Annotated in this window: 7 protein-coding genes; 4 read left to right on the top strand and 3 right to left on the bottom strand. The window is 46.4% G+C overall.

Annotated features, from left to right (window positions below; translation table 11 throughout):
• Nucleotides 1-274: 274 nt before the first annotated feature.
• Entirely contained in the window at nt 275-1,039 is a 765-nt protein-coding gene (locus tag EKO24_RS02870) for an inositol monophosphatase family protein (protein WP_127030313.1), read from the bottom strand.
• 162 nt (nt 1,040-1,201) lie between these two features.
• Here EKO24_RS02870 and dhaL point away from each other — a divergent pair, with 162 nt between their 5' ends.
• Nucleotides 1,202-1,849: a dihydroxyacetone kinase subunit DhaL gene (gene dhaL, locus EKO24_RS02865; protein WP_127030312.1), complete on the top strand. Its 648-nt coding sequence runs from the start codon at nt 1,202-1,204 to the stop codon at nt 1,847-1,849.
• Here dhaL and dhaK read toward each other — a convergent pair.
• A complete protein-coding gene (gene dhaK, locus EKO24_RS02860; RefSeq protein WP_127030311.1) occupies nt 1,832-2,821 on the bottom strand; it encodes a dihydroxyacetone kinase subunit DhaK in 990 nt (329 codons plus the stop codon). The two genes, dhaL and dhaK, sit on opposite strands and share 18 nt — an antisense overlap.
• A gap of 80 nt (nt 2,822-2,901) precedes the next feature.
• Nucleotides 2,902-3,729: an HAD-IIA family hydrolase gene (locus EKO24_RS02855; protein ID WP_127030310.1), complete on the bottom strand. Its 828-nt coding sequence runs from the start codon at nt 3,727-3,729 to the stop codon at nt 2,902-2,904.
• Nucleotides 3,730-4,221: 492 nt separating this feature from the next.
• Here EKO24_RS02855 and hxlA point away from each other — a divergent pair, with 492 nt between their 5' ends.
• The 3 genes from hxlA to tkt all read left to right on the top strand — a co-directional run bounded on the left by hxlA (nt 4,222) and on the right by tkt (nt 7,519).
• Nucleotides 4,222-4,863: a 3-hexulose-6-phosphate synthase gene (gene hxlA / locus EKO24_RS02850; protein WP_127030309.1), complete on the top strand. Its 642-nt coding sequence runs from the start codon at nt 4,222-4,224 to the stop codon at nt 4,861-4,863.
• Between the two features lie 2 nt (nt 4,864-4,865).
• Nucleotides 4,866-5,399 carry a 6-phospho-3-hexuloisomerase gene (hxlB, locus tag EKO24_RS02845; RefSeq protein ID WP_127030308.1) on the top strand — a complete coding sequence of 178 codons (534 nt, stop codon included), beginning with the start codon at nt 4,866-4,868 and terminating at the stop codon, nt 5,397-5,399.
• A 134-nt stretch (nt 5,400-5,533) separates the two neighbouring features.
• Complete coding sequence (gene tkt / locus EKO24_RS02840) at nt 5,534-7,519, top strand: transketolase (protein WP_127030307.1); 1,986 nt, start codon at nt 5,534-5,536, stop codon at nt 7,517-7,519.
• The last annotated feature ends 23 nt before the right edge of the window (nt 7,520-7,542 follow it).

The following is a 7,542-nucleotide window of genomic DNA, read 5'->3' as shown; positions in this document are numbered from 1 at the left end:
TTTTCTTATCACGGGCGGGCCTTCCGTTGCCTAGGGTTAGTTCATGCCTCATATTCTATACCGGCTGTCAATGCGTAAGTTCTATTCTAATTAATAAGGGTAGCAAATAGTCGTCGTGTTTTTTCCTATCTATGAATACAATAGTGGTATGGTAGGTCCTAAATCCTGAATTCTTGGTAATGTCGTCTCGATCTGTATGACTAAATGTAGGTTATTTTTTAAATAAACGGCCAAAAGAGAGCTTTGGGGGCTATTTTTAATCAATCTAATGGTGTTACATAAGTAGTAGTATCTGTTTAAGAATCTCTCCGTTGGTCACCAAAATATTCTTCGGAAAAATCCCTTCATTGCCTTGAAAGTCAGTAACCGTAGCCCCCGCTTCGCTGGCAATCAACGCGCCGGCGGCAACATCATACAAGTTCAACTCCTGTTCCCAAAAAGCATCAATCTGGCCGTCCGCAACCAGGCATAAATCTATTGCGGCAGAGCCAAAACGGCGCTGCCCGGTTGTCATTTCGGCGATTCTGCAAAAACGTTGCAGGTTGTTATCTTTTAAATAAGAGCGTAAGCAGGCGAATCCTGTTCCGACCATCGCGTCGGCAAGGTTGTTTTCGTTGGAGACGCTAATGGGGCGGCCGTTTTTCCAGGCACCTTTGCCTTTTTCTGCGACATAGTAATCGTCTAACGCGGGTGCATAAACGGCTCCGAATATAAGCTCCCGGTCGATTTCCAACGCAACGCTGATGCCCCAGAAATATTGGCCCCGCGAAAATGAGTGGGTTCCATCAATCGGGTCGACTATCCAACGGCTGGATTGGTTTTCGCTTTTTCCGCTTTCTTCTCCCCAAAAGCCGAATTGTGGGTAATGTTTGGCAAGGGCTTCTCGTAAAAAAGCTTCAACAGCGACGTCGGCATCGGTGACTAAGTCGCGTGGGCTTTTTTTAGTTATTGCTAAATTTTGCAGGTCGTTAAAATGACTCATGGCAATTGATCCGGCTTCGCGGATGATATTTTCAAGAACGGTAAGCGAAATGGACATTTATAGTAATTTTGTGGTCAGTAAAGTAATGGTGGTGTTTGATTGAATCAAATGTAGAGCCGGGGTATTTTAACTTAACTTATGAAATGCCGCTTAGGGTATGATTTACTGAACGGGTGAATTATTCGTCGCCCGGATTATTTTTTTGAATAGGAGGATGTCATGCAATTAGTTCCTGCATTATTACCCAGTCTGATTCAGGCAATAGATCGTGCAATCGAGGCAAATGCCGAGGAAGTTACGGCCCTGGATCAAGCTATCGGAGACGGCGATCATGTGACGAATTTGCAGCGCGGTATTAAAGCTTTGTTGGCTCAAAGCGATGAGTTGGCCCGGCTCGATTGGGTTGCCGCTTGGCAGAAAATCGGTATGACCTTGATGACGGCAGTAGGCGGCGCATCGGGTTCTTTATACGGTACATTGTTTGTTGCAATGAGCAAGGCGGCTCGTGATCGGCCTTTGAATTTGCAAACGTTTGCCGAGGTATTTGCAAGTGGAGTAGACGCTGTAAAGCAACGAGGAAAGGCGGATGCAGGCGAAAAAACAATGTTGGATGTGATGATCCCTGTGGCAACAAGCTTGCAGCAGACGGCAGCGGATTCAGTTGCTTTGCCTGAGGTTTTTGAAAATGTTACTCGAGCAGCCATAGCGGGTATGGAGTCTACTCGAGATATGTTGGCTACGAAGGGGCGTGCTTCATTTCTAGGTGAGCGTAGCCGAGGGCATATAGATGCTGGCGCTAAAACCAGTCAGCTGATGATTTGTGCGTTAGTGGGGGTGTTGGCGGAGCATTTAACAGCCCCAGCGTAAGGCGGCTGTGTGGACGGGGGCATCCCACAGGCGAAGCAGTTCTTCGTTAAGCAAGCTTAATGTAATAGAGCAGCCTGCCATATCGAGAGAGGAGGTGTAGTTGCCGACCAGTGAGCGGCAGATGTTAATGCCCTGCTTTTCCCAGTACCGAGACGCCAGTTCATAAATCAGGTGTAACTCCATAAGAGGTGTCGCTCCAAAGCCGTTTATATGTAATAAGGCTGATTGGCCTTTTTGCGGTCTTAGATCGTCGTCAATGATGCCGGACAGGTAGTCGACAATTTCAGTGGCGCTACTCATGGCTATGCGTTCGCGTCCTCGCTCACCATGAATGCCCACACCCATTTCGATTTCGTTCTCGCCAATCTCGAAAGTCGGTTTGCCTAGGGCAGGTACTGTGCAGCTGCTTAATGCTACCCCCATGGAAGCAGTGGCAAGATTGACGCGGTCGCCCAATGATTTACAGGTGGCTAGGTCGGCTCCTGCTTCTGCAGCTGCGCCGACAATTTTTTCTACAATCAGCGTGCCGGCGACGCCGCGTCGTCCGGTGCTGTGAGATTTTGGAAAAGAAACGTCGTCGCAGACCAGGACGGTTTCGTGTGGGCAATCAAGCATTTCAGCAGCGATTTCGAAATTCATCGCATCGCCGGCATAGTTTTTGACAATAAATAAGACGCCTCCGCCATTTTCCACGGCTTGTGCGGCAGCAAGCATTTGATCTGGGGTCGGGGAGGTAAATACTTGGCCTGGGCAAGCCGCGTCCAGCATACCTGTGCCGACAAAGCCGGTGTGCAAAGGCTCATGGCCTGAGCCGCCGCCGGAAATTAATGCAACTTTGCCGGATGTGCTGGACTTTATGCGCTTGATAAAGCGAGGTTGCGCATTGAATTGAACGATGTCGGAATGGGCTTTGGCGAAGCCGTGCAGACTTTCGTCAAGTAGATTATCAACACTATTGATGAATTTTTTCATTGTGGCGGCTCCGTTAAAATGCAGGTTTGTAATGATGGCGCGGGCATCGAATTCGATCTATTAGCTTTAACGCGTAGCTATTAGTTTTTCAATGCTTCTGTCACGGCGCGGATGTCCGGCATGACCCACGTTGGTCGATAGTCGGCTGTTTTGAAATCTTCTTCGGTGGATACGCCGGACAGAACCATAAGGCTGCGGATGCCGGTGCGAACTGCGCCAAGTATGTCGGTTTCCAGTCGATCACCGATAGCAACTGTTTGAGCAGGATCGATGCCTAATAATGTAAGAGCTTGTTGGTATATGATAGGTTCGGGCTTGCCGATTATGGTTGGGGTTATGCCGGTAGCCGCTTCCAGTGCGGCCAGGATTGCGCCGTTGCCGTGAGTGAGGCCGCGTTCTGTAGGTAGTGTTGTGTCGGCATTAGTGCCGATAAATTGGGCTCCTGCACGAATATTCAGTGTGGCGGTTGCCAATTTATCCCATGATAAGTTTCTATCCATGCCGCAGACAACAATATGAGCCCCCATGTTGGGATTATCTTTGTCATCATTTAATTCGTACAGCTCAGTCAATGTGAATCCTTGCTCAAGAAGCGGCTGTTTAGCGCCATCTTCGCCAATAACGTATACGCGGTTTTCAGCCGGATTTGTGTGTTCGCTAAGATACAGAGCTGTAGCCATGCTGGAGGTCAGTATTTCATTACGGGTGACTTGTACCCCCATTTTCGCAAGTTTGTCGACGTATTGCTCTTGAGTTAGGCGGGCGTTGTTGGTTGCCAGAATAAAGCGAATTTGCTGTTCACGTAGAGTTTGAAAAAAATCGGTCAAGCCGGGCATTGGCTGGTCGCCGTGCCATAAAACGCCATCCATGTCGATGATGAGTGCGCGTATATTAGTAAAAGGTTCCATTGGGCTGTTTCTCTCTTGGTTGGATTTGTTATTGTAATTTACATCGAGTTGTGGAATGCGTGTCTCGTTGAGTTTTAGTTGTGACTATTCTTGATTATCGGCTAGTAAAAAGCTATTCAAGCACGCTATTAGGGTTGAGACAGGGCTATTGTATGAGTATAGCTTGAACAAAAAGCTCTTGATAGTGTTTGCGGGCTCTGGCGTGAAAGGCTTCGCTGTACAATTTTGTTAGCAATTGATTAGTAATTTATCTTGCTAAAAGCGATATTGCGTTTTACTTCATGGAGAAGTTTGATTGCGATAGATAATAAAACTTAAGTCTGTAACATTTTTGCTTGTATATTCTCTCATTCAGCTGTTATCGATGCGTCAACGCAGAACATTAAGCATTGGGCATTGACATCGGTCCCCTTTCTACTTTAAAGTTGCGCTCGCATAAAGAGTAAGTAACTAAAATTATAACTATTACTATAACCCATCGGAGCACGCATCATGGCAAAACCATTAATTCAAATGGCATTAGATTCATTAGATTTCGATCAAACAGTAGGCCTTGCTACCTTAGTAGCTCCTCATGTCGATATCTTTGAAATCGGAACCCCATGTATTAAACATAACGGAATTAACTTAGTTAAAGAACTGAGAGCAAGATTTCCAGAAAAATTGATTTTGGTTGACCTTAAAACAATGGACGCCGGCGAGTACGAAGCAACACCTTTCTATGCAGCTGGTGCTGACATTTGTACAGTTTTAGGCGTCTCTGGCCTTGCAACTTGCGCAGGCGTTATTAAAGCAGCAAACGCATACGGTGCAGAAGCTCAAATTGACTTGATCAACGTAGAAGACAAAGTTGCTTGCGCACGCGCAACTGCTGAAATGGGCGCTCATATCATGGGTGTTCATACAGGTCTTGACGCACAAGCTGCCGGTCACACTCCGTTTGCTGATTTGAACGATATTACAAGATTAGGTCTGAACGTTCGTGTTTCTGTTGCTGGCGGTATTAAGCCATCAACTGTTCAAGACGTTGTTCGTGCAGGTGCAAACATCATCGTAGTAGGCGCTGCAATCTATGGCGCTGCTTCTCCAGCTGACGCTGCTCGTGAAATTCGCGAATTGGTTGACGCGGTATAACTATGCATCAGAAGCTTATCATAGACAAGATCTCAGGGGTTCTTGGCGCTACAGATGATTCGTATGATGTAAAATTGACCGAAATGCTGGATGGCGCTAAACGCATATTTGTGGCTGGCGCTGGCCGTTCTAAGCTGGTAGGCAATTTTTTCGCAATGAGATTGGTGCATGGCGGCTATGACGTAAGCGTCGTAGGCGAGATTGTAACGCCAAGTATCAAAAATGGTGATTTACTAATCATTATTTCTGGCTCAGGAGAGACTGAGCAATTGATCGCATTTACTAAAAGTGCAAAAAAAGTAGGTGCGAAGATTGTTTTGATCTCTGCGAAAGGCAGCTCAACCATTGGCGATTTAGCAGAAGCTGTATTCCAAATCGGTAACCCGGAGCAGTATGGTAAGGTAGTGGGAATGCCTATGGGTACCGTGTTCGAGCTATCCACCTTACTATTTTTGGAAGCAACCATTTCTCATATTATCCATGAAAAAGGAATTCCTGAAGAAGTAATGAGAGAAAGACACGCTAACCTAGAATAGCGATACGGGAACGAGTGGCTTTATGACCACTCGTTCAGTCTTTATTGGGTAAAACGCCAAAAAACATTCGTGATAAGCCGCTCAGGCTGATAAAGTCACCATTTAGTAATCTATTAATCAGTAAGGAGAAGAATATGACTTCGCGTCGAGAATTAGCGAACGCCATACGGGCTTTGAGCATGGATGCCGTACAGAAAGCAAACTCTGGACATCCAGGCGCGCCAATGGGTATGGCGGACATCGCCGAGGTTTTGTGGAACGATCATTTGCGCCACAATCCAACCAATCCACAATGGGCAGACCGTGACCGCTTTATTCTTTCTAATGGTCATGGGTCAATGTTGATCTACTCATTATTGCATTTGAGTGGCTATGACTTACCTATGAGTGAGTTGGCCTCATTCCGCCAATTGCATTCAAAATGCCCTGGACACCCTGAATACGGTTATGCGCCGGGCGTCGAAACAACAACAGGTCCATTGGGACAAGGTATTACCAATGCCGTAGGTTTTGCAATGGCCGAAAAGCTGCTTGCGCACCAATTTAATCGTCCAGGCCATAATATCGTTGATCACCACACCTATGCATTCATGGGAGATGGTTGTTTGATGGAAGGTGTCTCGCACGAGGCTTGCGCGTTGGCCGGCACTTGGGGGTTAGGTAAACTGATCGCATTCTGGGATGACAACGGTATCTCTATCGATGGTCATATTGAAGGCTGGTACACGGATGATACAGTAAAACGTTTTGAAGCTTACGGCTGGCATGTTCAATCAGTAGACGGACATAATCCTGAAGAGATTACAAAGGCGATTAACCTCGCAAAAGCGGTCACTGATATGCCTTCATTGATCTGCTGCAAAACTACCATTGGTTTTGGTTCACCAAATAAAGCGGGTACTCATGAGTGTCATGGTGCAGCTTTAGGTCAGCCTGAAATTAATTTAACCAAAGCCGCTTTAGGTTGGGACCATGAAGCTTTTATCATTCCGGATAATGTCTATGCAGGCTGGGATGCGAAAGCAAAAGGTGCAAAATCCGAATCAGCGTGGAATGAAAAGTTTGCGGCTTATCAAGCAGAGCATCCGGAATTAGCGGCAGAATTCAAACGCCGTATGGCTGGTGATTTACCTGCTAACTGGAAGGAAGCGACTGATGCGTTGATTGCTGAAACCAACGCAAAAGCTGAAAATCTGGCTTCACGTCAGGCTTCACAAAAAGTGATTGCCGGCTTAGCTCCAGTACTGCCTGAGTTCTTGGGTGGTTCGGCAGACTTAACGGGGTCTAATTTAACTAGCTGCAGCAGCTTCAAGCATGTTCACGGCAAAGAGATGGGGAATTACATTTCTTATGGTGTGCGTGAATTTGGCATGTATGCCATTATGAATGGTATGGCGTTACACGGTGGCTTGTTGCCATATGGCGGAACATTCCATATGTTCTCCGATTATGCCAAAAGCGCATTGCGTATGGCGGCGTTGATGAAGATTCGTACAGTCGCTGTCTTAACTCATGATTCTATCGGTCAAGGGGAAGACGGTCCGACTCATCAGCCTATCGAGAATACCTCAGCTATGCGTTATATTCCGAATATGGATGTATGGAGACCGGCTGATACAACAGAAACAGCGGTTTCTTGGGTAATGGCGGTTGAGCGTACGGCTGGGCCTACAAGTTTGGTATTAAGCCGTCAAGGTTTGCCTTTCATCGCGCGAACTGACGAACAGATTGCAGCCATCCGTAAAGGTGCATACGTTATTTCTGAAGCTGCGGGAACAGCGCAAGTTATCCTGATTGCTACCGGTTCGGAAGTTGACTTGGCACTTAAATCGCAAGCAGCTTTGGCAGAAAAAGGCATCCAAGCTAGTGTTGTTTCAATGCCATCAACAAATGTATTTGACCGTCAAGATCAGGCTTATAAAGATAGCGTATTAACTCCAGGTGTTAAACGTGTTGCAATTGAAGCCGGCGTTACCGATTTTTGGCGTAAATATGTTGGCTTAGAAGGCGGAGTTGTTGGTATCGATACTTTCGGTGAGTCTGCACCTGCTGGAGCATTGATGAAGCACTTCGGCTTTACTGTTGAGAACGTTATTAAACACGTAGAAGCAGTACTTTAATTTTAAAAGTCATATCTGCTTTA

The sequence above is a fragment of the Candidatus Methylobacter oryzae genome, from assembly GCF_003994235.2.
Lineage (GTDB): Bacteria > Pseudomonadota > Gammaproteobacteria > Methylococcales > Methylomonadaceae > Methylobacter_A > Methylobacter_A oryzae.
This window is presented reverse-complemented; position numbering and strand designations above follow the sequence as displayed.